General features: G+C 69.0%; 25 protein-coding genes. 11 read left to right on the forward strand and 14 right to left on the reverse strand.

Annotated elements, in window-relative coordinates:
* Positions 1-24: 24 nt before the first annotated feature.
* Positions 25-405 carry a hypothetical protein gene (locus BLW44_RS00695; protein ID WP_060927739.1) on the forward strand — a complete coding sequence of 127 codons (381 nt, stop codon included), beginning with the start codon at positions 25-27 and terminating at the stop codon, positions 403-405.
* Between the two features lie 17 nt (positions 406-422).
* On the opposite strand, the gene BLW44_RS00700 is transcribed toward BLW44_RS00695, so the two are convergent.
* Positions 423-992, reverse strand: a complete 570-nt coding sequence (locus tag BLW44_RS00700; RefSeq protein ID WP_245647445.1) for a TetR/AcrR family transcriptional regulator — start codon at positions 990-992, stop codon at positions 423-425.
* A gap of 51 nt (positions 993-1,043) precedes the next feature.
* Complete coding sequence (locus BLW44_RS00705) at positions 1,044-2,039, reverse strand: LacI family DNA-binding transcriptional regulator (protein WP_139305210.1); 996 nt, start codon at positions 2,037-2,039, stop codon at positions 1,044-1,046.
* A gap of 31 nt (positions 2,040-2,070) precedes the next feature.
* Between BLW44_RS00705 and BLW44_RS00710 the strand changes: the two genes are divergently transcribed.
* Complete coding sequence (locus BLW44_RS00710) at positions 2,071-3,252, forward strand: MFS transporter (RefSeq protein ID WP_060927737.1); 1,182 nt, start codon at positions 2,071-2,073, stop codon at positions 3,250-3,252.
* Positions 3,253-3,288: 36 nt separating this feature from the next.
* Here the strand turns inward: BLW44_RS00710 and BLW44_RS00715 are convergent, their stop codons facing one another.
* Together BLW44_RS00715 and BLW44_RS00720 are read right to left on the reverse strand one after the other, a co-directional pair.
* Positions 3,289-3,846 carry a dihydrofolate reductase family protein gene (locus BLW44_RS00715; RefSeq protein WP_060927736.1) on the reverse strand — a complete coding sequence of 186 codons (558 nt, stop codon included), beginning with the start codon at positions 3,844-3,846 and terminating at the stop codon, positions 3,289-3,291.
* A gap of 60 nt (positions 3,847-3,906) precedes the next feature.
* Complete coding sequence (locus BLW44_RS00720; protein ID WP_060927735.1) at positions 3,907-6,567, reverse strand: ATP-binding protein; 2,661 nt, start codon at positions 6,565-6,567, stop codon at positions 3,907-3,909.
* A 75-nt stretch (positions 6,568-6,642) separates the two neighbouring features.
* Between BLW44_RS00720 and BLW44_RS00725 the strand changes: the two genes are divergently transcribed.
* Positions 6,643-7,473: an alpha/beta fold hydrolase gene (locus BLW44_RS00725; protein ID WP_060927734.1), complete on the forward strand. Its 831-nt coding sequence runs from the start codon at positions 6,643-6,645 to the stop codon at positions 7,471-7,473.
* A 918-nt stretch (positions 7,474-8,391) separates the two neighbouring features.
* Positions 8,392-8,778 (forward strand): VOC family protein, encoded by a 387-nt coding sequence (locus BLW44_RS00740; protein WP_060927732.1) that lies wholly within the window; start codon positions 8,392-8,394, stop codon positions 8,776-8,778.
* Between the two features lie 21 nt (positions 8,779-8,799).
* On the opposite strand, the gene BLW44_RS00745 is transcribed toward BLW44_RS00740, so the two are convergent.
* Positions 8,800-9,285, reverse strand: coding sequence for a hypothetical protein (locus BLW44_RS00745; protein ID WP_060927731.1), 486 nt, complete (start codon positions 9,283-9,285; stop codon positions 8,800-8,802).
* A gap of 162 nt (positions 9,286-9,447) precedes the next feature.
* On the opposite strand from BLW44_RS00745, the gene BLW44_RS18055 reads away from it, so the two are divergent.
* On the forward strand, positions 9,448-10,395 hold the full coding sequence (locus BLW44_RS18055; RefSeq protein WP_082724586.1) for a G5 domain-containing protein: 948 nt from the start codon (positions 9,448-9,450) through the stop codon (positions 10,393-10,395).
* Between the two features lie 16 nt (positions 10,396-10,411).
* On the opposite strand, the gene BLW44_RS00760 is transcribed toward BLW44_RS18055, so the two are convergent.
* The 3 genes from BLW44_RS00760 to gnd form a co-directional block, all read right to left on the reverse strand.
* Positions 10,412-10,747, reverse strand: a complete 336-nt coding sequence (locus BLW44_RS00760; RefSeq protein WP_060927730.1) for a hypothetical protein — start codon at positions 10,745-10,747, stop codon at positions 10,412-10,414.
* Between the two features lie 55 nt (positions 10,748-10,802).
* Positions 10,803-11,273 (reverse strand): GNAT family N-acetyltransferase, encoded by a 471-nt coding sequence (locus BLW44_RS00765; RefSeq protein WP_060927729.1) that lies wholly within the window; start codon positions 11,271-11,273, stop codon positions 10,803-10,805.
* Between the two features lie 198 nt (positions 11,274-11,471).
* Positions 11,472-12,533: a phosphogluconate dehydrogenase (NAD(+)-dependent, decarboxylating) gene (gene gnd, locus BLW44_RS00770; RefSeq protein WP_060927728.1), complete on the reverse strand. Its 1,062-nt coding sequence runs from the start codon at positions 12,531-12,533 to the stop codon at positions 11,472-11,474.
* A gap of 339 nt (positions 12,534-12,872) precedes the next feature.
* Here gnd and BLW44_RS00775 point away from each other — a divergent pair, with 339 nt between their 5' ends.
* The gene (locus tag BLW44_RS00775) at positions 12,873-14,054 is read left to right on the forward strand and encodes a MalY/PatB family protein (protein WP_060927727.1); all 1,182 of its coding nucleotides are present in this window, start codon (positions 12,873-12,875) and stop codon (positions 14,052-14,054) included.
* Between the two features lie 590 nt (positions 14,055-14,644).
* Here the strand turns inward: BLW44_RS00775 and BLW44_RS00780 are convergent.
* From BLW44_RS00780 to BLW44_RS00790, 3 genes are all read right to left on the reverse strand, one after another.
* Positions 14,645-15,826 carry a MalY/PatB family protein gene (locus tag BLW44_RS00780; protein WP_060927962.1) on the reverse strand — a complete coding sequence of 394 codons (1,182 nt, stop codon included), beginning with the start codon at positions 15,824-15,826 and terminating at the stop codon, positions 14,645-14,647.
* Between the two features lie 144 nt (positions 15,827-15,970).
* Entirely contained in the window at positions 15,971-16,759 is a 789-nt protein-coding gene (locus tag BLW44_RS00785; RefSeq protein WP_245647462.1) for a 3-keto-5-aminohexanoate cleavage protein, read from the reverse strand.
* A gap of 7 nt (positions 16,760-16,766) precedes the next feature.
* Positions 16,767-16,994, reverse strand: coding sequence for a DUF2188 domain-containing protein (locus tag BLW44_RS00790; protein ID WP_060927961.1), 228 nt, complete (start codon positions 16,992-16,994; stop codon positions 16,767-16,769).
* A gap of 371 nt (positions 16,995-17,365) precedes the next feature.
* Here BLW44_RS00790 and BLW44_RS18410 point away from each other — a divergent pair, with 371 nt between their 5' ends.
* Positions 17,366-18,805, forward strand: a complete 1,440-nt coding sequence (locus BLW44_RS18410; protein WP_060927960.1) for a serine/threonine-protein kinase — start codon at positions 17,366-17,368, stop codon at positions 18,803-18,805.
* Between the two features lie 14 nt (positions 18,806-18,819).
* Here BLW44_RS18410 and BLW44_RS00800 read toward each other — a convergent pair whose 3' ends face one another.
* Positions 18,820-19,776, reverse strand: a complete 957-nt coding sequence (locus BLW44_RS00800) for a hypothetical protein (RefSeq protein WP_139305211.1) — start codon at positions 19,774-19,776, stop codon at positions 18,820-18,822.
* A 361-nt stretch (positions 19,777-20,137) separates the two neighbouring features.
* Complete coding sequence (locus tag BLW44_RS00805; RefSeq protein WP_060927958.1) at positions 20,138-20,617, reverse strand: VOC family protein; 480 nt, start codon at positions 20,615-20,617, stop codon at positions 20,138-20,140.
* A 100-nt stretch (positions 20,618-20,717) separates the two neighbouring features.
* On the opposite strand from BLW44_RS00805, the gene BLW44_RS00810 reads away from it, so the two are divergent.
* The 4 genes from BLW44_RS00810 (at position 20,718) to BLW44_RS00820 (ending at position 25,155) form a co-directional block, all read left to right on the forward strand.
* Positions 20,718-21,692 carry a helix-turn-helix transcriptional regulator gene (locus tag BLW44_RS00810; protein ID WP_060927957.1) on the forward strand — a complete coding sequence of 325 codons (975 nt, stop codon included), beginning with the start codon at positions 20,718-20,720 and terminating at the stop codon, positions 21,690-21,692.
* Positions 21,693-21,731: 39 nt separating this feature from the next.
* A complete protein-coding gene (gene purL / locus BLW44_RS00815) occupies positions 21,732-24,065 on the forward strand; it encodes a phosphoribosylformylglycinamidine synthase subunit PurL (RefSeq protein WP_060927956.1) in 2,334 nt (777 codons plus the stop codon).
* On the forward strand, positions 24,062-24,205 hold the full coding sequence (locus BLW44_RS17890) for a hypothetical protein (RefSeq protein ID WP_157519610.1): 144 nt from the start codon (positions 24,062-24,064) through the stop codon (positions 24,203-24,205). Before purL ends, BLW44_RS17890 begins: the two co-directional genes overlap by 4 nt.
* A 242-nt stretch (positions 24,206-24,447) precedes the next feature.
* A complete protein-coding gene (locus BLW44_RS00820) occupies positions 24,448-25,155 on the forward strand; it encodes a DUF2786 domain-containing protein (protein ID WP_060927955.1) in 708 nt (235 codons plus the stop codon).
* Here the strand turns inward: BLW44_RS00820 and BLW44_RS00825 are convergent.
* Positions 25,150-25,725 carry a TetR/AcrR family transcriptional regulator gene (locus tag BLW44_RS00825; protein WP_245647461.1) on the reverse strand — a complete coding sequence of 192 codons (576 nt, stop codon included), beginning with the start codon at positions 25,723-25,725 and terminating at the stop codon, positions 25,150-25,152. The genes BLW44_RS00820 and BLW44_RS00825 overlap by 6 nt on opposite strands.
* Positions 25,726-25,759 lie beyond the last annotated feature (34 nt).

The following is a 25,759-nucleotide window of genomic DNA, read 5'->3' on the forward strand; positions in this document are numbered from 1 at the left end:
TCTCGCGTCGGTACCCTGGCCGGCATGAAGAAGCTCCCCGCTCTCGCGTCGCTGGCCGTCGGCATCCTCCTGCTCTCCGGATGCTCGCAGGCGTCCACCATCGCCGCGTGCGGACAGGTCGCAGCTCAGGCCGCACAGGTGGCCGGCGTGATCGACAGCGTCAGCTCCCCGACACCGGAGGCCGCGCAGGCGGCGCTCGACGAGGTCCGTAGCGTGGCCGAGAAGATCCGCGGAGTCGACGGACCCGAGGAGTTCGTCACGCTCCGCGACGCCTGGACCACGAGCATCGACGCGTTCGTCACCGAGGGCGAGAAGGCGATCACCGGTGATGTCGCCGGCCTGGATGCAGCATCCACGAACATGCGCACCGCGACGGACGAGATGGTCGCCTACTGCACGCCGTGACGCTGGCCCGCGCCTAGTTACAGCGCAATCCCCCGCAGCAGCCGCGTCACCGTCTCCTCGACGCGCGCAGCACTCAACGGCTGTCCGATCAGCGCGGCATACGACGCCATGGCGATGAGCTGGTCGGCGATCGCGTCAGCATCCACGTCTTCCCGGATCTCGCCGGCCGCCTGTCCGCGTGCGATCCGTTCGGCCACCCACGAGCGGATCGGCGCCGCGAGCCGCTCGTTCAGCGCGAGTCCGAGCTCGTGGTCGGTGGCGGTCACCGCGATCAGCGCCCGTGCGAGCGCGACGCCCTCGGGCCGCGCGAGTCCGGCAGACATCGTCGAGAACCAGGCATGCAAGTCAGCACGGATGTCGTCGCTCATCGCGACAGCCGGATCCGCGCCCGGCAAGTCTCCCTCGAGCAGCGCCTCGCCGAGAATCGCCGCCTTCGACGGCCACCACCGATAGATCGTCTGCTTCGAGACTCCGGCCGTCTCGGCGAGCCCCTCGATCGTCACCGCCTCGTACTGACCGGCCACGACGGCGGCGCGCATCGCCTCCAGCACGGACTGGCGCGCAGCTTCACTTCGAGGACGGGGCACCTGAACAGGCTACTCAGGTGCGGGCATCCGATTCGCGCACCGTCGACCCTTCTATCGGATGACCAGCTCCCACGGCGCCGGATCCACGTCGGTCGCGAGTCCCGCGGCGACACGAGCGCACGCCGCGCCCTGATCGAACAGCGACTGACGCACGCTCGAGAACCCGAGAGTCTGTGCCAGCTCGCTGTCGTCCCATCCGCTGACCGGCGTGGAGTCGCCGAGCACGTCGATCGCACCCGCCGCGAGCTGATCGCTCATCGCGATGACGGCATCCGGTCGGAACTCCTCGAGCGCTGCAGTGACCGCCGCTCGTGCGTCGTCTCGCGTGTTGCGGCTGACGATCGCGACCGGAACATCAGCCCAGTCCCTCTCCGAGTCGAGGACAGCGCGTCGATATCCCGCGAGGCGATTGCGGGTGACGGGGAAGGGCACGTCGGGGTCCGGCCCTCGGACCAGTCGGGCCACGCGATCAGCATCCGTCGGCTCGGACAGCACCAGCGGCGATCGAGCGGTGCGCAGCATGTGGGAGGCGATCGCGTACGCGGCCGCCTCATCGTCGGCGGTCACGAGGGTGATGCCTTCCCTGGCGGGACCCCCCTGCACGGCAGCGGGCCGCCCCGTCGATGCCACCGCATCGAGCACGGGGTCGTCGGCAGTAGTGGTCCAGACCACGAAGCCGTCGACGGCCGACTCCCGCACGCGCTCGATGTCGTCGGGGTCACCAGTGGTGGGAATGAGCGTCAGCCCCAGCCGTTCGGCCACGCACACACTCGACACGCCTGCCAGGAATCGTGCGGCCTGCGGATCCTCGAATGCGTAGGTCAGGTGCTCGCCGAAGACCACTCCGAGGTTCCGCGTCGCGCCGCGGCGCAACGACCTCGCAACCGGATCCGGCCCCCGGTATCCGAGTCGTGCCGCCGCCTCGAGCACCCGTTCACGGGTCGACGCCGCGACGCGGTCGGGCCGCGTGTACGTGTAGCTCACCGTCATCATGCCGACGCCGGCCTCGGCTGCGACCTGGCGCATCGTCACATGATCTGACTTCACATCCTCATCCTACTTGTGTATCGTTACACAGATGCGAGGAGCAACATCTGCGTACCTGGGCTTCGCCGCCTACGGGCTGTTCTGGGGAACCTGGGGAGCCGCGTTGCCGGCGCTCCGTGATTCCGCTGCCGTCGACGAGTCCGGGCTCGGTATCGCGCTGCTGTTCGTCGGCGCCGGAGCCCTTCCCGCGATGCTGCTGGTCGGGCGGGCCGTCGATCGTTTCGGCAGCCGGATCGGCGGCATCCTGCTGATCCTGTTGGCCGTCTCGGGGATGACGATCGCGGCGATCGCCCACGACCTGCTCGGCCTGATCATCGGGATGACTCTGGTCGGCGCCTCATCGGGAGCAGCCGACGTGGCGATCAATGCTCAGGCGGGCCTCGTCGAGCAGCGTTCAGGACGGAGAGTGATCACGGTTGCCCATGGGGTCTTCTCGGCCTCCGTTGTGCTCGGCAGCGCAGGAGCCGGCGGACTGCGCTCCCTCGGGTTCGGGCCCGAGGTGGTGTTCCTCATCGCCGGCGGCGCGCTCGCGATCGCCGGAGTCGTCGTCATGATGACCGGCGACCGCGCGCATCGCGACCCCTCGGAGGCGCCAACGCACTCTCACGTGAGGCCGCTCTGGTGGATCCCGTTCGTCGGCGTCGGCCTCGTGGGTGCGCTCGGCTTCGCCATCGAGAACGCACACCAGAGCTGGAGCGCCATCTTCGTCGGCGACGTGCTCGGTGCGGATCCCGCCGTGACGGCCCTCGCCCCGGCCACCTTCGCCCTGTTCGCGGCCGTGACCAGGTTCACGGTCGGCGCCCTCCCGCGTCTCTCCCCACGGATGCTGCTGATCGGCGGCGCGGCTCTGGCTGCAGCGGGCACTCTCCTCGTCAGCACGGCGAGCACCGTACCGATGGCGATCGGTGGCCTCGCCCTGGCCGCGATCGGCACAGCCGTGCTCTATCCGACGCTGCTCAGCGAGGCGACCCGCGACGTCGCTCCGGCGCAACGCGGCCGAGCCACCTCGGCGATGACGGCGATCTCGTACATCGGCTTCATCCTCGGACCGGTCTACGTCGGGCTGCTCTCGGCTTTCACCGGGATGCGGGGCTCCATGGTCGGCGTCGCGGCGCTCGCGGTCATCTTCGCGGTGCTCGCGCCGCTGCTGCTCGCTCGGCGGAACCGTGCGTCGAGCGCGCGGCTTGAGTCCGCAGGGGTTATGCGGCGCTGAGCCGACGAGGCTGGCGAGCTGGACCGGACCGCGGCGTCACAGCACCCGGTACGTCTGCGCCACCGCCCCCGATCCGAACTCCCGCCGGCTCACCAACTCGAGCCGAAGACTCTCCTGCAGCCCATCGAGCAACCGGGGTCCGTGCCCGGCGATGACCGGATGCACGACGAAGGTGTATTCGTCGATCAGTCCGAGGGCGGCGAGCGCCAGCGGCAGAGTCACCCCACCCACCGACAGCCCTTCGCCGGGCTGCTGCTTCAGCTGCCGGACCGCTTCGCCGAGATCGCCCTGGACCAGCTCTGCATTCCAGTCGACCTCCCTGAGCGTGCTCGAGACGACGTGCTTCGGGATGCGGTCGAGAGCATCGGCGAACGGCGTCTCCCACTCCTGCATCCAGTCCGGCCACACGCCGGATTCCGGACGCCGCCACGCGGACTGCATCATCTCGTAGGTCGTCCGCCCGTAGAGCACGGCATTCGCCCGCTGCATCTCGACGGTCCAGTACCCCATCAGCTCCTCGTCCGGAGCGACGCCCGCCTCATGATGCACGCAGCCGTCGAGCGTGACGTTGATCGAGTAGCGCAGTGGTCTCATCTCGCCGATCTCCTTCGATGCGGGCGGTGCCTGTACAACGGGATCAGGGTATCTCGCCGCTCACCGAAGCGTTGCAAGACCGAGCACCAGCTCGACGAGCTCGCCGGGTTCCCGCCGCAGTCCCGACACATACTCCGTCCGCCACTCTGCCTCGGTCAGACCTTCGCGCACCCTGCGCCGATACAGCTCGAAGTCGGCCGGTTCGTTGGCGCGCGGATCGAAGCCGTAGCGTCGTCCGATGGCGTCGACTGCGCCGATGATCTGCGCGCCCGTCGCATCGGCACCGAGCGCTGCGGCAGCACCCGCGGCGACCGACACGGCGATCAGAAGCGACACCGGATCGTCATGCGCGGCCGCTCGACGGATCACCGGCAGCAACGTCGCCACCGCGGGCGCTCCGTGCCGAAGATCGAGATGCACCTTCGCGGCGATGACCGGAGCCATCAGCGCCACCCACTCGTGCCCGCACCGCGATGCGAGAGCACCCGCACGTTCGAGGAGGTCGACCGCCGCCTGCGAGCGCCCGGATGCTCGTTGCACCTGCCCCGTGATGAGCAGGACCACGGCCGCGGCGGCATCGGGCATACGATCGATGCCCTCGAGCGCCGCCTCCACCTCATGCGTCGGGTGGCGTGACGGCGTCGGGCTGAGAGTGAGCAGATACGCCGAGAACGCCGCAGCGAGCCCCCTGAGTGCGTGGTCTTCCGAACGCTCCGCGCGCTCGCGTGCAGCCGAGATCCATTCCTCTGCCTCGTCCATCGACCCGAGTTGGTAGGCGAGGAAGCCTCTGGTCGAGAAGAGTCCGGCCTCGAGCGCGACGTCGACCGCACCGGGCAGGGCGCACGCCTGACGGGTCATCGCGATCAGCTCCTGCTGACGCCCCGCGCGCACCCCGAACCACAGGAGTCCTCCGGAGATCGTCGCAGCCGTCTCTTTGTCGCCATCAGAGACGGAGCAGTCGAACGCAGCAGTGATGTCGGGCCATTCGGTGCGTAGACGCAGCATCTCAGTGGACGATCCGCGAGCAGTGAGAGCGACCGATGCGAGGGCCGCTCTGGCGCCGAACCATGCGCGGTGGCGTCGACGCCATGCTGCGTCTGGCGCGGCGTCGCCCAGGGCAGCACGACGGATCAGCTCTGCCACGTGGAACACAGGTTCGCCCGCCCGCTCCTCGGCGGACACGAGCGAGTAGGCGACGAGACGGTCGAGATCGACATCCCGCGAGCGTCCTCCGCACACCGCGGCGACGGCCTCGCGTGTGAACGGCGCCCGGAACCCGGCGACGCTGTGCAGTGTGTCGCGCTGGTCCGCCGACAGAAGGTCGAGCGACGACCGCAGCGCCCCCGCCAACGGCAGCTCCCCCACCTGCGCAGACCGTCCGATGTCTCGGAGCAGCGAGCTCCCGACTTCCTCGAGCGGCATCGACGCCGCTCGCGCCGCCGCGAACTCGATCGCCAAGGGCAACCGGCCCAGCACGTCGACGAGTAGAGTGACCGCTGCACTGTCGACAGCTCGAGCCTCCGGCACCAGCCTCGCCTCGAAGAGCTCACACGCCTCCGACACCGACAGCGGATCGAGGCGCATCACGCTCTCGCCGGGCACGCCGAGCTCGCGTCGCGACGTCGACAGGATCGCAATGCCCCTCGCACGGGCGAGCACCGCGCTCGCGACCGAAGCGACGGCGTCGCTCGTGGCATCCACTCCGTCGATCACCAGGATGCCGCTGCGATCCGCCAGGTGCTCGGCGACCCCCTCAACCGATGCGTGCGGGGCGCCGGTCGCGGACGCGATCACCTCGGCGGTCGCCTCCACGGTCGCCGCAGCTCCACCCAGACCGACGAACCAGACGTGCTCTTCGCGCGAGGCGGCGCCGCCGCCCAGCCAATCGACGACGAGCCGCGTCTTGCCCACACCGGCCGCACCCGTGAGCGTCACCAGTCGCGCCACGTCGAGCGCCGCAGTCAGAGCCGCGCGCTCGTCTCGTCGACCCACCATCTTCGCGATCGGTGCCGGCACGCCGTACACGCGACCCTGCCTGCCCGGTCCGCGATCGGGGTCTCGGCGAGGCACTCGCGCCGAACCGAAGACTTGTCCTGCACGCACTCGCACGACAGCGCGCTCGCCCATGTCGGCGCGTGCCTCCGCGACCCGGACGAGCGCCAGCAGATCCTCGTCGTCAGGATGCTCTCGCCGCAACTCGAGCAAAGCGACCAGTGCGTCCGCATGACGCTCCGCATCGAGGTCGAGCCGGGCGCCCTCCAATCGCACAGCATCGACGCCCCGCCGCATCCGGTCTCGAGCCGCACCGACGAAAGGCGGCTCTCCGATTCCCCCGAGCGGTGCGCCCCGCCATCGACTCAGCAGCGACCGCACCTGAACAAGATCGGAGGAGAGCGGCGATCTCACCGCATCCTCCAGTTTCCACAGGTCCACGTGCACCGCCGAGTCGTCGACCAGGCGATAACCCGAGCGACCTCCGTGGAGCCACGGCCCCAGCGCGGTTGCTCGAAGACGCGACATGTAGGCGCGCAAGGTGGCCGTCGCCTGCGCCGGCGGATCGACCCACAGGTCGACGAGCAGGTCGGCGACGGCCACCGGGGCCCCTCGCTCGAGCGCGAGCCTGGCCAGCAGCGCCCGTGGAAGCCTGCCGCCCAGCTCGACGACAACCCCGTCGACGTCGGCGTCGACCCTGTCGAGAAGCTGCACGTGCGCGGTGGCCACAGCTGATCATTGCACGAACGTTGCATTCGATCGAGACCCACGGAAACGCCGGATGCCGAGCCTCAGGCTGGAGCGATGACGCACACCGAGAACACGATCAAGACCAGTTTCCGCACATCCCTCGGCGATATCTCCGCGACCGTCCTCGGCACAGGGCCCATCGCGCTCCTGTGGCACGGCATGTTCGTCGACGGCGAGTCCTGGGGAGGCACCATCGAGCGGTTGGCTCCGCACCGCACGCTCGTCGTCATCGACGGCCCCGGCTATGGAGACAGTGCGCCGTTGACACGCCTCTCGTCCATCGAGGAGTGTGCCGAGGTCGGCGCGCAGATCATCGATCATCTGGCGCCTGCGGGCAGCGTGGACTGGGTGGGCGGCGCGTGGGGCGGTCACGTCGGCATGACGCTGGCTGCGCTCTCCCCTGACCTGATCCGCTCCCTGGTCGCGGTGGGCTCGCCCGTCGAGCCGATCGACCCTGTCTTCCGCATCAAGCTGATCATCGCGAACCAGATCCTCGCTCGATTCGGCCCGATCGCGCACCTCCGGCACGTGATCCACGACGCCCAGCTCATACCGGCGCACGCCAAGCTCCGCCCGATGACCGATGTCATCGACCGCGCTCTGACGAGAGTGCACCGCGAGAGCATCGCGAAGACGGTCACCTCGTTCATCATCAATCGCGCTGACGCCACCCACCGTCTGCCGCGGATCGCGGCACCCACCCTTCTGATCACCGGTGACGACCGCGGCGAGTGGACCCCCGCGGAGATGCGCGCGGCAGCAGCGGAGATCCCCGACGCCCGGTCACTTGTGATCGCGGGTGCCCGCACCCTGGTGGCGGTCGAGCAGCCCGATGCGCTCGCGGAGGCGATCGTCGCGTTCTGGAGCGAGCTCGACGCGCAGTGAGCGCATCACCTCATCCGAGATCCGCTCGACGGTCACCCCGCGGCCGAGTTCATGCGTGAGGATCGCCGCCACCTGCGACCAGCCCAGATCCTCCGGGCCGTGCACGGCCTGCACGCGGCATCCGGTCCACCTGCCCCTCCCTTTTACCTCCCGACAGCAGGGTCGGATATGGCTTCACGCGCGGCGGGCTCGCACGGTCCGGTCAGCCCGTGCCACCGTCTCGAGGGGACGAACGCGGGCGTCGCGAAACCACAAAGATGATTCGCTGCCCGAAGGACTCGTCCCGCATCACTGGATCCGCGCCGAGCGACTTCGCAGAGGCGAGAACTCCGGTCAACGCAGCGACAACCGCGAAGATCGGCCCGATCCAGGGAGTTGCCACGCCGAGAATGAACCCGGCTGCCACCGCCACTCCGATCATGAGGAGGCTCGCGATATACATAGCCGCTCGATATCGACTCCCCTGGGCGAATGCGAGTATCAGGCCGACGCTCACCGCCTGCATGACGGCGAGCACGTAGACAGTGATTTCGCTGATGCCTCCGATAGTCACAAGACTCCCTCCATCTGTCAGCACTTGAGCCGGAAGATCACACCTGGAACCGGCGCTGCCGTGAGGAACAGGCATGTACGTTGCGGCTTGTCTCCCTGCGCGAGGTTCGCCTGAGCGACGATGTACGACGCGAACGCCGCGCATACAATACTGGCCCGCTTCGCGAGCAGAACACACATGCCGACCGCTGATCCGTGGTCTATCGCTTGAGCAAGTAAAGCAGACATATGACTACATATCGGCATACAGTGGATCTCTGGACTGCGCTGAACGGCGTGCGATCCGAAGCCGCAGCACGCAGCTCATCTTGAGCCCGGGGCACAAGCCCCTGTCCGGCACCGCAGCCTCGACCTACGCTGACCGGCATGCTGAAGATCGTGTCGATCGTGATCCGCGTGAATGACCTCGCCGCGCAGTCCCGCTTCTGGCAGGCGGCGCTGGACTATGTCGAGCGGGACCCCGCATCCGACGACTGGGGCGTGCTGAAGCCTCGCGACGCGGACACTCCCTGCATCGCCCTGGACGCGCACCATTCAGAGCGGGTGCTGCCGCCGCGCATCCACCTCGACATCTACGCCGAGGATCAGGCCGCCGAAGTCCGCCGCCTGGCCGAACTCGGTGCGCGCGAGGTGCATTGGGACAAGCTGCCCGAGGATGCCGACTACGTCATCATGGAAGACCCCGAGGGCAACCGGTTCTGCGTCGTCGATCGCCCGGACTGGTCGGGGTGGGAGAGTCCGCCGGGAGGGTGAGTCCAGCGCGTCGGTTGCGGGCTACTGCTGCGCGAGGCGCACGGTCACCGTGGTGCCGAGCGCGGTCACCTCGTACGAGATCTCGCCGTCCGCGTAGGTGAAGGTCTTGGTCGGGTCGCTGGAGGCGAGCATGGCCGAGTCGGTCTTCGTCGTATCGTTCACCGAGTCCCAGGTGAACGAGGTGGAACCGTCTTCAGGCACCTCGATCGTCCCGGCCCAGTAGAGCGACTTCGTGTCGGTGGCGTTCCAGTAGACCTCGATCGTGTCCGCCGTGATGGTCGCGGACTGGAAGCTCTCGGGATCGTTGGGGTTCGACTGCTTCCACTCGCCGGTCAGGTCGACGGGCTCCGGCGCCTCTTCGACCTCTTCCGGCGCTGCGGACGGGGAGTCGGACTTCGAATCCGACGACGTCGTCGAATCGGACGGGGCGGAGCAGGAGACCGTCCCCAGCCCGAGAAGGGCGAGCAGAGCGATCGCGGCGACGGGCTTGGCTGCAGCAGTGTTCATGGTGACTCTCGTGTGATCAGATCAGGCGACGGATGTGAACCTAGCACCGGTTCATCACGTTTCAGATTCGGTCGTTGTCGGGCGCGCCGCCCAACCGATATACAGGTTGAGGCGCTGTGGGAGCGCTGGCGATTCGTCGCCTCATCGCCGAGGGGAACACTCATGTCACAGCCACCTGCCGCCTGGCATCCCGATCCGGAGAATCCGAGCCAGCTGCGCTGGTGGGATGGACATCGCTGGACGGATGCCACGTCGCCGTCGCCGGCAGCGGCGGTGACGACGCAGAGCGCGGCGCTCGCGGATGCTGCAGCGCCCACTCCTGCGAAGCGTCGGACCGGATGGCGAATCGCCGGGATCATCGTCGGCGCGCTCGTCGTCGGCGGTCTACTGGCCCGGCTGTCTCCGATCGCGATCGTCCTGGTGGCGACAGCGGTGGTCGGCATCGCGCTCTACGTTCTGCTGGCGCGCCCGCTACCTGCCCTCGGACTCCGCTCGAGGCCGTCCGGCCTGATCGCGCTGGGTATGGCCGCGCTGCTCGTGACCGGCGGAGGCATCGCGAGCGCGAGCACCGGCGGCACACCGACGGCATCCGACCCGCAGCCGTTCGTGGGCGCGTCGACAGCTACCCCCGAACCCAGCCCGACGCCCACCCCGACGCCGACGACGTTCGAGACCGCGACAGAGGAAGTAGCGATCCCGTTCGAGAAGACCACTGTCGACGATGCGCTGCGCGATCAGGGCACGACTGCGATCGTCACCGCCGGAGTGAATGGCGTGAAGATCATCACCTACCGCGTGACCATGGTCGACGGTGTCGAGACGGCCCGCGAAGTGGTCAGCGAGACGGTGCAGACGGCGCCGGTGAACGAGGTCACGGCGCGCGGAACCAAGGCACCGGCCCCCGTCGCAGCGCCCGTTCCGCTGGTGCAACAGGGCGGCGGCGGATGCGATCCGAACTACTCCGGAGCGTGCGTTCCGATCAGCAGCGACGTCGACTGCGCAGGCGGCAGCGGAGACGGGCCCGGGTACACGGAAGGTCCAGTCACGATCGTCGGCAGCGACATCTACGACCTCGACCGAGACGGTGACGGGATCGCCTGCGACCGCTAGTCGTCGGCGTCTCTACTCAGCGCGTCCGCTCGCTCGTCATCACCGCGGTCGCGATGGCTGTGCCGATGAGTCCGAGCGCGCCGACCGCGAGGAGAACGAGGCCCGCCGGCCAGACGGCGAGCAGCGTCACGTCGTAGGTGTCGTCGCCGAGCGGAGTCCACACCTCGCTCGTTCCCGAAGCCGTCAGCGCGATGCCGACGGCAAGAGCGACCACGGGAATGACCCAGGCGATCGCCCAAGAGAGGCGGCGGACGGCGGTCCGGCTCAGGAACGGCGGCATCGGGTCGACGGCGCTGTCGGTGCGAACCTGCTCGGTGGCGCCGTCGCGCGCGGCATCCTGCGTTCCGTCCATGCCTGCACCATATCGGTCGCGCGGTGGCTGAAGAAGGAGGCTCTCGCCGGCCCGGTCAGGCGCCGGGCCCAAGCGCGCGATAGAAGAAGAACGCCCGCTCGCCGGTGTCGGGGTCGACGCCGCTGAACCCGTGCCGCTCGTAGAAGCGCATCGCGTCGGCATCCGATTCGTCGACGTTGATCTCGATCGCCGCGGCACCGAGGTCCCGGCAGATCTCGACCATGTGCGCCAGGATCGCGCCTCCGATGCCGGTTCCGCGCTGCGACGGCTCGACATACATCTCGTCGAGCAGGGCCACCGGCCCGTCCGACCACACGTTCGGGCGCAGCGTCACGAGTGCGAGACCGACCGCAGGATCACCGCCGAGCACCGCAAAGGTCGAGGTTCCGCCCAGCAACGTGCGCAACCGCTCCGCGAGCACCTCGACCCCCGGCGTCGCGGTGTCGAACTCCGTGTTGAATGCGTGCAGGAGTTCGGCGAGACGGGCGGCGTCGTGCGGGGTGGCTCGACGCGTGGCGGCGGTCATCGGATGCCTTTCTGGGGTCGGGGGCTTCGGCTCGGGCGGACGGCGGCGGTTCTGCCGGTTCACAACTCAGCAAGAACGGGTCGGGCGACGCTTCGGTTCCTCGGGATTTCGGGGCCGGGCCGGCGGATACACGCGATTCATGCTGAGTTGTGAACGCGCGCCTCCGCTGACCTCGCTCGACGAACCGAGAGAACTCGCTCAGGCGCTGTCGGAGTCCGCCTTGCGCGACCCGGCTTCGAGCACGTCGCCCGCCGGCAGCTCCTGATGCCCGCCGAACTGCAACCGCATCGCCGACAGCACCTGGTTGGCGAAGTGGTCTTCACCGCGAGAGGCGAAGCGCTCGAACAGCGACGCCGCGAGCACCGGCACGGGCACGCCCACATCGACCGCGGCCTTGACCGTCCAGCGGCCTTCACCCGAGTCGGAGACGCGACCTGCCAGCCCGTCGAGCGTCGGATTCTCGGCGAGCGCCGCGGCGGTGAGGTCGAGCAGCCACGAGGAGATCACCGATCCCCGCCGCCACAGCTCGGCGACCTTCGACGTGTCGATCGGGAACTGGTAGTACTCGGGTTCCTCGAGCGGGGCGATCTCGGCGGAATGCTCGGCCTCGCGCACTCCGGCATCCGCGTTCTCGAGCAGGTTGAGGCCCTCGGCGATCGACGCCATGATGCCGTACTCGATGCCGTTGTGGACCATCTTCACGAAGTGCCCGGCACCCGTCGGGCCACAGTGCAGATACCCCTGCTCCTCGGGGGTGAGGTCGCCGGTGCGGCCGGGGGTCCGCTCGATCTCGCCGACGCCCGGGGCGATCGTGCGCAGCACGGGCTCGATCCGCTCGACGGCCTCATCGGACCCGCCGACCATCAGGCAGTACCCGCGGTCGAGACCGAAGACGCCGCCACTCGTGCCGACATCGACGTAATGGATGCCGCGCTCGCGGAACGTCTTCGCGCGCCGCACGTCGTCACGGTAGTTCGAGTTGCCGCCGTCGATCAGAATGTCGCCCTCGTCGAGCACGGCCGCCACCTGGTCGGCCACCATGCCGGTCAGCGACGCCGGAACCATCATCCACACAGCCCGCGGCGCCTCGAGCTTCGACGCCAGATCAGCCATGCTGTCGGCACCGGTGGCTCCCTCGGCGACGAGCGCCTGCACAGCATCCGCGTTCACGTCGTAGACCACGCATTCGTGCCCCGCCCGCATGAGGCGGCGCACGATGTTGGCGCCCATCCGGCCGAGTCCGATCATCGCCAGCTGCATGAGAAATCCCTTCGTCCCAGCCCCGGTGAGCCGAGTCGGGGCCATCCTGGCACGCGTGCCCACTGTGCTCAATGGTGTTGCGGGCGTGGCGGGGTGTTGGTGGCGTGGTCAGAAACGCATCCGTATGGCCGGTTTCCGATGCAGAAGTGGCCCCGCACCCGTGGGCGGGGTTGGGCGGGGGCATGCCACCTAGACAGTTGCATGCTCAGATGACGGATGCAGGTCGAATCCGGCTGTTCCGGCCTGCATCCGTGATGTGGGCATGCAGGTGTGGTGACTCGCGCCCGGATTCCGCAAGACCCCGGGCCCGGTGTCGCCGGCGGGTGGAAGGATTGATCCATGACCTCCGCCACGTTCGACCGGATCACGTACGACGACCTGCGAGCCGCGGGCAGTATGAAATGGACGACGTTCCCCGACACCATCGGCGCCTTCGTGGCCGAGATGGACTACGGCCTCGCCCCCGCCATCACCGATGCCGTGAAGGACGCCCTCGATCTGGGCGTCACCGGATATCTGCCGGCGAAGCTCGCGACCGACCTGTCCGAGGCGACCGCGCGCTGGTATGCCGACTCCTACGGGTGGCAGATCTCGCCGGATCGGGTCCATCACGTGCCGGATGTGATCGCCGCGTTCGAGCTGGCCATCGAGCACTTCACGACTCCCGGGTCCGCGGTGATCGTGCCGACTCCTGCGTACATGCCGTTCCTCCTCGTGCCGCCGATGCATGGCCGCCGGGTCATCGAAGTGCCGAGCATCGAGGTCGACGGACGCTGGGTGATGGATCTCGACGGCGTCGCCCAGGCCTTCCGCGACGGCGGCGAGATGCTGGTGCTGTGCAACCCGCACAATCCGCTCGGCACCGTCGCCACGCGCGAGGAACTGCTCGCGATCGCGGACGTGGTCACGGCGGCCGGCGGTCGGGTGTTCTCCGACGAGATCCATGCGCCCATCGTCTATGCCCAGGGTCGGCACATCCCTTATGCGTCGGTATCGGACGCCGCCGCCTCTCACACGCTGACCGCGACCTCCGCGTCGAAGGCCTGGAACCTCGCCGGCCTCAAGTGCGCGCAGATCATCCTCTCGAACGACGCCGACGCCGAGCTCTGGGAACGGCTCGGGTTCTGGCCGGGGCACGGAACCTCGACGCTCGGCGTGGTGGCGAACATCGCCGCGTACACCGGCGGGCGAGAATGGCTCGACGGAGTGGTCGAGTACCTCGACGGCAACCGGCGGATGCTCGCGCAACTCGTCGATGAGAAGCTGCCCGGTGTGCGGATGATCGTTCCCGAGGGCAGCTACATCGCGCTGCTCGACTTCCGGGAGACCGGTCTGACAGGCGACCTCGGCGAGTGGTTCCGGGAGCACGCCGGTGTCGCGATGACGGATGGCGCGGCCTGCGGCGAGGCCGCCATCGGATACACGCGCTTCGTCTTCGCGCTGCCGAGGCCGCTGCTGGTCGAGGCGGTCGAGCGGATCGCCGTCGCCCTGCGCGAGCGGGCCGCGGGGGAGGCCGGCTAGAGGCATCCGGTGGTGGGGTGAACCCGGACCGCTGCGGTGGCGAGGACGCTGGCGAAGGCGAAGGCGAGGGCGCTGGCGAGGTCAGCGGGGTCGATTTCGCATCTCCCGCCGCCAGCGAGGTCAAAACCGCACCGAAAACGGCCTCCTGCGGTGCGTTATTGACCTTCCACCGGGCGCAGGCGCGGGAACCGGCGTTCGGCTCGCCAGCTACCGGCTCGGCGGATGCTGGAACGAACGCTGCCAGGTCGATTTCGCATCTCCCGCCGCCACGGTGGTCAAAACCGCACCGGAAACGGCCTCCTGCGGTGCGTTATCGACCATCCACCGGGCGTAGGCGCGGGAACCGGCGTTCGGCTCGGCGAGCTACCGGCTCGCCAGCTACTGGCTCGGCGGATGCTGGAACGAACGCTGCCAGGTCGATTTCGCATCTCCCGCCGCCACCGTGGTCAAAACCGCACCGGAAACGGCCTCCAGCGGTGCGCTATTGACCATCCACCTGGCGCAGAGCGCAGGGCGCAGAGCGCAGGGCGCAGAGCGCAGAGCGCAGAGCGGGACGACGCAAGTACCCGGTCCCAGGCCCGGACTCCGCATCAGCGCGCGCGGGCCGCCGCACCCATGGCGGCGAGCGCCTCGCTCAGCACCGGCCGCGGCGTCGCGAAGACGATCCGCACGAACCGCTCATACCCATGCCCGAGCAGTGCCCCGTCTGTCAGCACGACACCCGCATGTTCGCGGAAGAACGCGGCCGGTGAGCCGTCGATCCCCAGCGCCGCGGTGTCGATCCAGCCGATGTACGTCGCCTCCGGCGCGCGATACACCGCGCCCGGAAGGTGCTCGGCCACGAGCGACGCGAGCGCATTCCGGGAGCCCGAGAGGTATGCCAGCACGTCGTCGAGCCAGGGCTTGCCCTCCCGATACGCGGCAGTCGACGCGACCACTCCGAGCGTCGCGGCACCGTGCTGCACCGAGAAGCCGAACCGACGGTACAGCTGCTGATCGGCCTCGTTCGACGTGATGAGCTGCGCGGTCTTGAGGCCCGGGATGTTCCACGCCTTCGACGCGCTCGTGCCGGTGATGGTGTGGGCGGCCGTCGCCTCCGACACCGACGCATACGGGATGAACGGTCGCCCGTCGAAGCGCAGCGGCGCGTGGATCTCATCCGCGAAGACGCGGCCACCGTGCCGCTCGACCACCTCCGCGAGCGCCTCGAGCTCGTCGCGCTCGATCACGGTGCCGGTCGGATTGTGCGGATTGCAGAGCACGAGCGTGCGCGCCCCCGCGGCGAACGCCTCGTCGATGCGCTGCAGGTCGTGATGCCACCGTCCGTCGACCTCGACGCCCGGGACCTCGATCACCGGATGCCCAATCGCCGGAAGATATGTGAGGAACGGCATATATGCAGGAGTCGGCACTATCACCGGCGAACCGGCCGGCGCGTACTCCTCTACCGCGACGCGCAGAGCCGCCATGACGTCCGACACGGGATGCACCCGCTCCGGATCGATTTCCCAGCCGTATTCGCTCTGCATCCATCCGGCCGTCGCCTCACCCAGGCGCTCCGCGAGTGGCGGCGACAGGTAGCCGAGGTTCTCCTCGTCTATCGCCCGGTGCATCGCGTCGGCGATCACAGGTGCGACGCCGAAATCCATCTCAGCGACCCATGCCCCGATGTGCCCGGGGTGCAGGCTCCACTTACGGCTCTCGGGTCGGTCGAGATCGAACCGCGTACGCGCGTCGAACGGATGCGGACAGCGGGTGGTCGCGTCAGACATCGTGTGCAGCTCTCAGTCCGCGAATCGACATCGCACGGTCGCCGTGGGGCGGCGGCCGCTGGCCACGATCCGGACTTCGGACATCGGATGCTCCTTCTCGACGAGAAGCCTCCAGCCTAAGGAAGGGTCGACGACCGGCGCGAGTCAGGTTTCCGCGAGTGTCGCCGATGGTGCGGGTCCCGCGTCCGCGGCCGTCACGAACGCGGCGGCGGAGCGCACGAGCGCGGCATTGTCGGGAGCGGTCCGCCCGTCGGGAAGCGTGAGCGTGTCTTCGAGCCCGATGCGGGAATCCAGGCCGAGCTCGACTGCGAGCGTGAACGCCGGCCATGCCGAGCGCTGCTCTCCGTGCAACAGGATCGGGATGCCGGGGTCATCGAGCCGCACGTGGGCGATCAGCCCCTCGGCATGGCGGCGGACCATGTCGGCAGCCTCGTCGGGCATCTCGACGAGCACCCGCATCGTGTCGGCGTGCACCGGCGAGCGCCGCCAGGCGTCGAGCCCCGTGGCATCCCAGATCCCAGCCTCGATCCGGACGCCGCGGCGCAGAAGCAACGCGGCGACCTCGTCGGCGCCCGCCTCATGCCAGTTGACGGAGGCGAAGTCGGGCAGCACAGACCATTCCGAGATCGCCGCCAGACGCCGCTCGACGTCGGGCTCGATCCAGGCTCCGGTCGTGACGCCGATCGGCACGCCGGGGCATGCCTCGCGCAACGCGACCAGCCACCGCTCGACGTCGCGGGAGGCGAGACTGTCATCGCCCTCGGCATCCTTCGGATGCACATGGATCTCTCGTGCGCCCGCCGCGACCGCCCTGGCGGCATCGGCTGCGGCGAGGGTGACGTCTGCGGTCAACGCCGGATGCTGCGCCACAGCGCGTGCGCCGTTGAGGCACACCTGCAGCAGCATCCGCTGTTCTCGTGCGTGATCGATCACCCGCGGCTCAGTTCATGAGGTCGCGCGGGTGCCAGTCGTAGAGGTTGCCCGTCCCTGAGGGCCCCTCTTCGGCGCGCACGGTGTGCTTGACCTGGCGTGCCGTCGCCGCTCCGCGCCCGACCTTGATCGCCTCGGATCGACTCTCGAAACTGGTGCCCAAGGTGCGGGACTCGCCCTCGATGCGGTTGAACCAGATCCCGTCTCGCTGGAATGTCTCGATGTCACCTGCGGCCATGCCACATCCTCTCTGTGTGCCTCATTTCTACGCGGGGGTTCGGACATCGAGGAGGGCCTTGACACGCTCCTGACGGCCGCCGCGCTCGCCGAGCTCGCGGTGCGGAGTCAATAGATCACCGAGCTCGCGGTGCGGGGTCAAAAGCGCACCCCGAACGGCAGTATCCGATGCGTTTCTGGCCCCGCTCACCATCGCGGATTCGTTTTCGCCTCCGCACGCCGCGCTTCACCGCATGCCGTCACCGTGACCGCATGCCGTCACCGTGACCGCATCCACTGATTCGCGCGCACGTCAACCCCGATGACGGACGAATCGCGCCGTGCCTATCCTCCAGGGATGCATGACCCGAATGCATCTGCAAGGAGCACGCGATGACGCTGGAAGTGATGTCGCCGACGGCGGCACTGCTCGATGGACGCTACATACTGCACGATCGCGTCGGGCGCGGTGGGATGGCGACCGTCTATCGCGCCGATGACACGCATCTCGAGCGCACCGTGGCGATCAAGATGATCCATGAGGGCGACGGCCCGGTGTCGTCGATCGAACGTGCGCACACCGAAAAGGCGCTGCTCGCGTCGCTCAGCCACCCCTCGCTCGTCACGCTGCACGATGCGCAGCTCGAACCGCGCCGCCCGCAGTATCTGGTGATGGAGTTCGTCGACGGCCCGACGCTCGCGCAGCGGATGGCCGCAGGACCCCTGCCGCCCCGGGAGGTAGCCCGCTTCACCCGCGACCTCGCCGAAGGACTGACCGCCGTGCATGCGGCGGGGATCGTGCACCGAGACGTCAAACCGTCGAATGTGCTGCTCGCTCGCGGGCGCGCCGGCCGCCCGTTCGCCGCCAAGCTCGCCGACTTCGGCATCGCCTGCTCGATCGAGAACACGCGTCTCACGACCCCGGGAATCGTCCTCGGCACACTCACCTATATGGCACCGGAGCAGCTGCGCGACGCCGACCCCGGCACACCGGTCGACATCTTCTCGCTCGGACTCGTCGCGCTGGAGGCTCTCACCGGATCGCCCGGCTACGCGACTCTCGCCTCCGGCAGGGCGGCGGCGATCGCGCGGCTGATGAACCCGCCCACGATCTCCGAGACCGTGCCGGAGGAGTGGCGCGATCTGCTCACCCGCATGACGCGGCTCGAGCCGGAGGAGCGCCCGACGGCCGTCGAGGTCGCCCGCGCCGCACGCGGGTTGCTGCGCGACTATGCCTCGGACAGCGGAGCGGCTGTGCCCGCGGCGGTCGCCTCCGTGGTCGCGGCGGACGGAGACGGCGCCGCGTCGGCCGATTCGGTCGGCTCGGTGATGCCGGTCGGCTCGGCCGCCCCGGCTGTCTCGGCCAGTCCGGCCGGCGCAGGTGACGAAGCGACGGATGCCGCCGCGAGCACCCCGCGGACCGACCGGACCGCCGTCCTCCCGGCCGTCGATGCCGACGACCGCGCACCGCGCAGCAACCGCCGCCGGATGCTCTTCGGAGCCGCCGGTCTCGCGGCGACCGGCGCGCTCGTCGTCGGACTCGCCGCTTTCACCTCTCCTGGCGCCGCAGACTTGAGCCGGGTCTCGACCGCCGTCGTCCGGGCGCCCGAGGTGTCTGCGGACACGACGGAGGATGCTCCGGCAGCCCCTGTCGAAGTGGTGACCGAGCCCGTCGACAACCCGGGCAACTCCGACAAGTCCGGCAAGGGCAATCCCGGCTCCGGCAACTCTGGCAAGGGCAATCCCGACTCCGGCAACTCCGGCAACTCCGGCAAGGGCAACCCCGACAAGGGCAACTCAGGCAACGGCAAGGGCGATAAGGGCAAGGGCTAGCGGGCGTCCGACCCTCATCGCTCCGACGGGAGTCGGGACCGGACGCGCCACGTGACGGCGACCCCGATGATCGCGATCAGCGCCGCCACGCCCTGCGCTGCCGCCCCCACCACCGGCTGCAGGTCGCCCACCGCCTCGGGCCGGAACTGTCCGACGAAGTAGAACACTCCTTCGCCGGTGAGCGGGATCATGTTCCGAGGGTCTGCGGCCCCGAGCATCGGTGCGAGGAAGTAGGCGAGCACGAAGACCGCCACCGTGAAGGTGCGATCTCTCGTGATCGTGGCCACGAGCAGGCCCAGCAGTGCGGCCGTCGTGCCCGCCGATGCCGCGAGCACGCCGATGAGGACGGTGCGTCCGATGTCGGGGCCTGGCACGGCGAACGATGAGAGTTCCTCTGCCCGCGCAGCCACGATCGGCCCGGTGATCCAAGAGCCCACCACGCTCGCCAGCGCAGTCGCCGTGGTGAGGGCGACCATCGTGAACGCCAACGCGAGGGACTTGCTCACCGCGAGTCGACCCGCACCGCTCTCCGGCCGCCGCCAGGCGATCGACCCGGAAGCCGTGTCGTGGGTCGCCAGGTACACGGCGACGACGAATCCGACCACGGGCAGAAGGATGAACGCGCTCAGGCTCAGCGTCGACGCCACTGCGCCCGTGCCGTGCGTCTGCGTCAGCGCCTGCACGGCCTGATCGAGGTCGTACCGGAGCGGGTTCCTGATGTTCTGCTGCGAGGCGTCTCCCGAGACACCGGCCGGCGCGGCCAGCGCCGCGGAGATGTCCTCACCGTTCTCGTTGTACAGACGCAGCGTGGCCTCGAACTGCGCGACGAGCGCGATCGCGGAGGATGCGCCGGCGAGCGCGCCCCACGCCGCCATCACGACCGCGCTGCCGATGAGTGCGAGGAGGAGCCTGCTGCTGACGATCCACCGGAACTCACGTCTGGTTTCGCGGGCGATGCTGCGCATAGGCACGGGCGAGATCCTTGTCGGTCAGGTAGTCGGCGGTGATGTCGTGCAGCGTTCGATCATGAAGAAGCAGCACACGGGTGGGGAGGGACCCGAAGGCGGAGAGATCACGCGGGACACCTTCACGCCGCCCACGGGGTGGATTGCATCGGCTCTCCTCTCTCACTGCGGTCGTGACCTCATACAACTACGAGTCGGCTTCGTTTGGTTGCGAGATGCTGAAGTACCGGGATTCGTCGTCGGCCCGCAAGGGAGGTGACGGACGCCGCGCAGCCACAACTCCGGAGAATCCCGCGCGATCGGCCGCGAACGCGGGTTCACAGCCGATCCGGCGCCCGCTTCTCCGGAGTTGTGGACGGCGACCGACTCAGCGCGCGTACGCGGCGCGCACGTCGAGCACCCAGGTCACGCCGAAGCGGTCGGTGAGCATGCCGAAGCCGGGCGACCACGCCGAGGCTGCGAGAGACTCGACGATCGTGGCCCCCTCGGCGAGCGCATCCCAGTAGCCGGTGAGCTCGTCGAGCGAGTCGGCGCGCAGCGACTGGAAGAAGGTGCGGTCGGTGAGCGTGATTCCGTTCTCGCGGGTGGTCGTCCCCGCCGTCGCGGCGCTGTCCTCCGCGGCGCCGTCCTCCGTGGCGCCGGGCACGTCGTACGCCATGAGGCGCAGTCCCTCGGCGTTCTCGACCTGACCGAAGACGACCTTGTCGGCGCCGGGGGCATCCGTCGGCATCCCGAAGTCGCCGTAGGTGGCGAGCGTCACGTCACCGCCGAACACGCTCCCGTAGAACTCGAGAGCCTGGCGTGCGGTACCGCGGAAGTTGAGGTGGGTGGTGGTGGTGATGGACATGGGAGCTCCTCGGATCGTCAGCAGCGGCGGATGCCGCTGACACCACAGTCACACCAGTAGAGGTCAGATTCGGTCCTCTACCTGGCGCAGAATGGATGCCATGACCGGCAGTCCGTCCCGCATGCTCGCCCTGCTGTCGCTGCTGCAGGCGCGGCGCGACTGGCCGGGCCAGGTGCTCGCCGACCGCCTCGACGTCACGACCCGCACCGTGCGGAGAGATGTCGAGCGGCTGCGCGACCTCGGCTACCGGATCACCGCGGTCAAGGGTCCGGATGGCGGATACCGTCTCGCCGCGGGCTCCGAGCTGCCGCCGCTGCTCTTCGACGACGAGCAGGCCGTCGCGATCGCCGTGGCACTGCAGAGCGTTCCCACCACCGGGATCGACATCGACGAGGGGGCCGCGCGCGCACTCGCGACGGTGCGGCAGGTCATGCCGTCTCGCCTGCGGCATCGGGTCGACGGCATCCGCTTCACCGGCGTCGAGAACGAGACGCGAGTGGATCCGGCGGTGCTCGAGGCGGTGAGCGCGGCCGTGCGCGACCGGCGGATGCTGCGCTTCGACTACGGTGCCGACCGCGAACGCCCGGCCCGCCGGACCGAGCCGCACGCCGTCGTCGCCCGCGAGGGCCGCTGGTATCTGCTCGCGTGGGATCTCGATGCGGACGACTGGCGCACCTTCCGACTCGATCGGATGTCGCCGCGCATCCCGACCGGCCCCGAGTTCACGCCGCGCCCGCTGCCCGCGACCGACGCCGAAACCTACCTCGCCGCGCGAGCGAAGGGCTCGGAGGCCGAGGACCGCTGGCCCTGCGTCGGCGAGCTGATCATCGAGCTGCCGGTCCTCGACGTCGCACCATGGATCGGGCGGGACGGCGCCGTCGAACCGATCGACGATGCGTCCTGCCTGGTCACCGTCGGATCGTGGTCGTGGGTCGGCATCCTCGCCTCGATCGCCCGGTTCGATGCCCCGTTCCGCGTCGTCGGCCCACCCACCCTCGCCGAGGCCGCGAGCACCCTCGCCGCGCGGTTCGCCGCCGCATCCGCACCGACCGACCGCCCCCGCGTCCCCCGGTAGACTGGCCATGCCCCGCCGGCCCCTCATCTAGGAGTGCGCGTGACCACCGCCCCTGCACCTGCCCACAAGCACGTCCCCGACTCCGTCGAGAACGCCACCGCGACTCCCGAGAAGGAGCAGCCGTACGCAGCGCTGGGCCTCAAGGACGACGAGTACGCCCGCATCAAGGAGATCCTGGGCCGCCGCCCGACCTCCGGCGAGCTGGCCATGTACTCCGTCATGTGGTCGGAGCACTGCTCGTACAAGTCGTCGAAGAACTACCTGCGCCGCTTCGGCCAGAAGGTCTCGGACGAGATGAAGGAACGCCTCATGGTGGGCATGGGCCAGAACGCGGGCGTCATCGACGTCGGCGAGGGCTGGGCCGTCACCTTCAAGGCCGAGAGCCACAACCACCCGAGCTTCATCGAGCCGTTCCAGGGTGCGGCGACCGGCGTCGGCGGCATCGTCCGCGACATCATCTCGATGGGCGCACGTCCGGTCGCGGTCATGGACGCCCTGCGCTTCGGCGCGATCGACCACCCCGATACCGCCCGCGTCGTGCACGGCGTCACCAGCGGCATCAGCTTCTACGGCAACTGCCTGGGTCTGCCGAACATCGGCGGCGAGACGGTCTTCGACTCCGTCTACCAGGCCAACCCGCTCGTCAACGCGCTCGCGGTCGGAGTGCTGCGCCACGAAGACCTCAAGCTCGCCAACGCCACCGGCGTCGGCAACAAGGTCGTGCTGTTCGGCGCCCGCACGGGTGGCGACGGCATCGGCGGCGCCAGCATCCTGGCATCCGATTCGTTCGACAGCACCGGACCCACCAAGCGCCCCGCCGTGCAGGTCGGCGACCCGTTCGCCGAGAAGGTGCTCATCGAGTGCTGCCTCGAGCTGTACCGCGACGAGCTCGTCGAGGCGATTCAGGACCTCGGCGCGGCCGGCATCTCCTGCGCCACGAGCGAGCTGGCCGCCAACGGCAACAGCGGCATGAAGGTCTCGCTCGACAACGTGCTCCTGCGCGACCCCTCGCTCACGGCCGAGGAGATCCTCATGTCGGAGTCGCAGGAGCGCATGATGGCGATCGTCGCGCCCGAGAAGCTCGACGCCTTCCTCGCGGTCGTGAAGAAGTGGGACGTCGAGACGTCCGTCCTCGGTGAGGTCACCGGAGACGGCCGCCTCATCATCGACTGGCAGGGCGAGCGCATCGTCGACGTCGACCCCTCGACCGTCGCGGTCGACGGCCCGGTCTACGACCGCCCGGTCGCGTACCCGACGTGGATCGACGCACTGCAGGCGGATGCCGCCGAGAAGCTGCCCCGCTCGAACGACCCCGAGGTGCTGCGCGAGCAGTTCCTCGACCTGGTCGCCTCGCCGAACCTCGCCGACACGCGCTGGATCACCAACCAGTACGACTACTACGTGCTCGGCAACACCGCCCTCGCCTTCCCGGATGACGCCGGCATGATCCGCGTCGACGAGGAGTCGGGACTCGGCTTCGCGATCTCGACCGACGCCAACGGCCGCTACTGCCAGCTCGACCCGTATGCGGGCGCGCAGCTGGCCCTCGCCGAGGCGTACCGCAACGTCGCCGTCACCGGCGCCGTCCCCACCGCGATCACCGACTGCCTGAACTTCGGATCCCCAGAGAACCCCGAGGTCATGTGGCAGTTCGGGCAGACGGTCGACGGTCTGGCGGACGGATGCTACGAACTCGGCACCCCGGTCACCGGCGGCAACGTCTCGTTCTACAACCAGACCGGCGACGTGCCGATCCACCCGACCCCGCTCGTCGGCGTGCTCGGCATCATCGACGACGTCTCGCGCCGCATCCCCTCCGGATGGCAGGACGAGGGCCAGAACATCTACCTGCTCGGCACCACCTCGACCGAGCTGTCGGGCTCGGCATGGGCCGAGACGGTGCACCAGCACCTCGGCGGACTCCCCCCGAAGGTCGACCTCGCAGGCGAGAAGCGCCTCGCCGGCCTGCTGGCGGCAGCCCGTGACGAGTGGCTCATCTCGTCGGCGCACGACGTGTCGGAGGGTGGCCTCGCGCAGGCTCTCGCCGAGGGCGTCTCGCGCTTCGGCGTCGGCGCACGCGTCTGGCTGAACGAGATCCTCGAGCGTGACGGTGTGGATGCCGCATCCGCCCTGTTCTCGGAGTCCACCGGCCGTGTCATCGTGACCGTGCCGCGGGAGGACGACGTGAAGTTCCGCGGACTCTGCGAAGGCCGCGGCTACCCGGTGATGCGCATCGGCGTGACCGACTCCGAGGGTGCACAGCTGCAGGTGCAGGATGTGTTCACGGTGCCGATCGCCGAGATCCGCGAGCGCTCGCAGGCGACCCTGCCTGCCGCCTTCGGCCCGACGGTCGCCGAGCCGGTCGGCACATGAGCGGCGACGGACTGAGCGAGGACTACGGCGACCTCGGCGAGAAGCGCAACCGTCGCATCCGGATCATCGCGTGGACCGTGATCGTCGCCCTCATCCTCGGCGGTGGCGGCGCGACCGTGATCACGCTCATCCTGGGCTGAACCGGGTTCTGTTCGTCCCCCGCCGCCCCCTTTGTTGCCGTTCATCTGCATGCTCAGATCACAGATGCATGCCCGAACGGCTCGGTTTCGGCATGCATCCGTGATCTGAGCATGCATCCGGCTTCGGCACTCCGTCTGCACACGCGCGCCGCTTCACAGGCTCATCCACAATCCCCGCGCGCGGACGCCCGAATGTAGGCACCCCCGCGAAGGATCACGGCATACCGAACCAGGGGGATGCCATGACCGAAGCCAAACTCGACCTGATCGCCAAGCTGCTGGCGAAGGCTGAGAGCACGACGCCTGAAGAAGCCGAGGCGCTCACCGAACACGCCGAGCGGCTGATCGTGAAGTACGGGATCGAACAGGCGCAGATCGACGAGCGACGAGGGTTGCAGGGTCAGACACAGGAGCAGATCGTCACCGAGCGGATGCTGTTCCGCGGTGTCTACGCGAAGGATCTCCGCGAGGTCGGGATCGGCGTGGCCAGGGGACTCGGTGCCGTTCGTCCGGTCCTCGCCGAGTATCCACCGATCGCCGGCTTGCTGCTGGTCGGCCATGCGTCGGATGTGTCGCAGGTGCAGACCTTGACCGCCAGCCTGCAGGTGCAGGGCATGGTCGCGATGCGCAGCTGGTGGCTCGCTCATCGTCACCACTATGTCGAGCAGCGCGAGGGCGTGAAGCGGCGCGCGCGCAGCGGCTTCCTGCGAGGGTTCGCCGTCGGTGCCATGAGCCGCATCCGCGAGAGCCGTCGGGTCGTCGTCGACGAGAGCGGAACGGGCACGGAGCTCGTGCTCGCTTCCCGTCGCAGCCGAGTGGATGCCGCGGTCGATGGGATGCGCACGTCGCACGCGCGGCAGCGTCGGCACGCGGATGCGGGTTCATTCGCGTACGGGCACCGATCGGGCCTCGATGCGCAGACCGGCGGGCAGGCGGTGTCGACGCTATGACCGTGGTGAGAAGAGGAAGCGGGTCAGGTGGACGATGGATTCGGAGTCGTGGTGCTCGCGGCCGAGGGACTCGACGATGATCGCCCCGAGGATGGCGCGACCGAGCTGCTCGACCGGGGCGTCGGTGGGGAGCTGTCCGTCGCGGATGCCGCCACGGATGCGCTCGGTGAGGTACTTCTCCACGCCGAGGCTCTCGCCGAGGTGCGCTCCGACGCCGGCGTCCTCGGTCGCCGCCGCGACCAGCGAACGGAGAAGGGCCCCGCCCTCCGGGGCCTCGAGGATCGAGAGGACGCTGCGCAACCAGGTCTCGACGTCCGCGGCGAGGTCGCCGGTATCCGGCACGACGAAGTCGACGGGGATGAGGCGGCCTTCAGCGAGGCATTCGCCGATGAGCGCCCCGCGAGAGGGCCACCATCTGTAGATGGTCTGCTTTCCGACCCCGGCTTCCTTCGCGATCCCCTGGATCGTGAGCCGGTCGTACCCCTGATTGTGGAAGAGCCGCGCGGTCGCATCGAGGATCGCCTCGCGGGCAGCCGTGCTGCGCACTGGCCCGCTTCGATGCTCGTTCACCACACGTTCAGGATAACCACAGATCCCTAGACGA

The organism is Microbacterium hydrocarbonoxydans, from assembly GCF_900105205.1.
Classification (GTDB): Bacteria; Actinomycetota; Actinomycetes; order Actinomycetales; family Microbacteriaceae; genus Microbacterium; species Microbacterium hydrocarbonoxydans.

Bases quoted from the DNA above. Each gene is read 5' to 3' on its own strand.
- BLW44_RS00695 (WP_060927739.1), top strand. From the start codon at position 25: ATGAAGAAGCTCCCCGCTCTCGCGTCGCTGGCCGTCGGCATCCTCCTG.
- BLW44_RS00710 (WP_060927737.1), top strand. From the start codon at position 2,071: ATGCGAGGAGCAACATCTGCGTACCTGGGCTTCGCCGCCTACGGGCTG.
- BLW44_RS00715 (WP_060927736.1), bottom strand. From the start codon at position 3,846: ATGAGACCACTGCGCTACTCGATCAACGTCACGCTCGACGGCTGCGTG.
- BLW44_RS00725 (WP_060927734.1), top strand. From the start codon at position 6,643: ATGACGCACACCGAGAACACGATCAAGACCAGTTTCCGCACATCCCTC.
- BLW44_RS00740 (WP_060927732.1), top strand. From the start codon at position 8,392: ATGCTGAAGATCGTGTCGATCGTGATCCGCGTGAATGACCTCGCCGCG.
- BLW44_RS00745 (WP_060927731.1), bottom strand. From the start codon at position 9,285: ATGAACACTGCTGCAGCCAAGCCCGTCGCCGCGATCGCTCTGCTCGCC.
- BLW44_RS18055 (WP_082724586.1), top strand. From the start codon at position 9,448: ATGTCACAGCCACCTGCCGCCTGGCATCCCGATCCGGAGAATCCGAGC.
- BLW44_RS00760 (WP_060927730.1), bottom strand. From the start codon at position 10,747: ATGGACGGAACGCAGGATGCCGCGCGCGACGGCGCCACCGAGCAGGTT.
- BLW44_RS00765 (WP_060927729.1), bottom strand. From the start codon at position 11,273: ATGACCGCCGCCACGCGTCGAGCCACCCCGCACGACGCCGCCCGTCTC.
- gnd (WP_060927728.1), bottom strand. From the start codon at position 12,533: ATGCAGCTGGCGATGATCGGACTCGGCCGGATGGGCGCCAACATCGTG.
- BLW44_RS00775 (WP_060927727.1), top strand. From the start codon at position 12,873: ATGACCTCCGCCACGTTCGACCGGATCACGTACGACGACCTGCGAGCC.
- BLW44_RS00780 (WP_060927962.1), bottom strand. From the start codon at position 15,826: ATGTCTGACGCGACCACCCGCTGTCCGCATCCGTTCGACGCGCGTACG.
- BLW44_RS00790 (WP_060927961.1), bottom strand. From the start codon at position 16,994: ATGGCCGCAGGTGACATCGAGACATTCCAGCGAGACGGGATCTGGTTC.
- BLW44_RS18410 (WP_060927960.1), top strand. From the start codon at position 17,366: ATGACGCTGGAAGTGATGTCGCCGACGGCGGCACTGCTCGATGGACGC.
- BLW44_RS00805 (WP_060927958.1), bottom strand. From the start codon at position 20,617: ATGTCCATCACCACCACCACCCACCTCAACTTCCGCGGTACCGCACGC.
- BLW44_RS00810 (WP_060927957.1), top strand. From the start codon at position 20,718: ATGACCGGCAGTCCGTCCCGCATGCTCGCCCTGCTGTCGCTGCTGCAG.
- BLW44_RS17890 (WP_157519610.1), top strand. From the start codon at position 24,062: ATGAGCGGCGACGGACTGAGCGAGGACTACGGCGACCTCGGCGAGAAG.
- BLW44_RS00820 (WP_060927955.1), top strand. From the start codon at position 24,448: ATGACCGAAGCCAAACTCGACCTGATCGCCAAGCTGCTGGCGAAGGCT.